Annotated in this window: 1 protein-coding gene; it reads right to left on the reverse strand. The window is 38.1% G+C overall.

Annotated features, from left to right (window positions below; genetic code table 11):
* Window positions 1-40: 40 nt before the first annotated feature.
* Window positions 41-949 (reverse strand): COX15/CtaA family protein, encoded by a 909-nt coding sequence (locus V7150_RS19850; RefSeq protein WP_335521738.1) that lies wholly within the window; start codon window positions 947-949, stop codon window positions 41-43.
* Between the last annotated feature and the right edge of the window lie 62 nt (window positions 950-1011).

The following is a 1011-nucleotide window of genomic DNA, read 5'->3' on the forward strand; positions in this document are numbered from 1 at the left end:
TTAATAAAAAAAGTTGCCGGATTTTTTTCCGGCAACTTTTTTATTGATGATTTCTTTTAGACCTAGAATATAACAAAAGAAAATAACTTAAGACTCCAAACAAGCAAGTAATAAAGAATGCGTGTAGAAGTGCAATATACAAGTTTAGTCTGCTAAATATAATGAAAGCACCAGCTATTACTTGTAATGATACGAGGATAAAGGAGATCATCCATCCCCAGTAAAGCACTTTTTGATCTTTGTAATGGCGAACAGCCAAATAAAAAATATAAGCAATCCAGATAAAGATAAGACCAGCAGCAGCCCGGTGTCCCATTTGCACCCATTCATAGATGTTAGTCGGTAATGAAGGGGCGTCATTTAGGCATAAAGGCCAATCCCGGCAAACGAGACTTGCTTTCATATGCCGGACTAAAGCACCTGTATAAATAACAAAGTAGCTATATATTGAAACACCGATGATATGAAAGCCCATTCGTTTATCAATATAGAGCTTTTCAGCATCAAACTTCTTATCAATTTCAAAAATCAGCAATGTCAATAAAAATACAGCTGCGAAAGAAACGAGAGAAATACCAAAATGTAAGGCAAGGACAAAACTTGATTGCCCCCATTTTACGGCAGCTGCCCCAATCAATCCTTGTAATAGTAAAAAGAAAAAGGAAAGTAAGGAAAGAAATTTGGTTTCCCGAATGTGACCGATCGCCTTCCATGACCAAATCGACAGGACCAGAACCAAGATGCCCCCAACACCAGAAACTAGTCGATGGGCAAGTTCAATGATTAATTCCGGTGTTATTTCTGACGGGAGAAATTTACCATTACATAATGGCCACGATCTCCCGCAGCCCATTCCAGAACCAGTCTTTGTCACTAATGCCCCGCCGAGTAAAATAAATATCATTCCGATTGTAGTGGCAACCGCCAACCACTTTAAAGAACGTCGCAAAAAAATTCACCTCTTAAAAAAGTTCAATAATTTGTCATTGGATAATCCTGACAGTATAATGA

Origin of the sequence: Neobacillus drentensis (assembly GCF_036965245.1) — a bacterium.
GTDB classification, from domain to species: domain Bacteria; phylum Bacillota; class Bacilli; order Bacillales; family Cytobacillaceae; genus Neobacillus; species Neobacillus drentensis_G.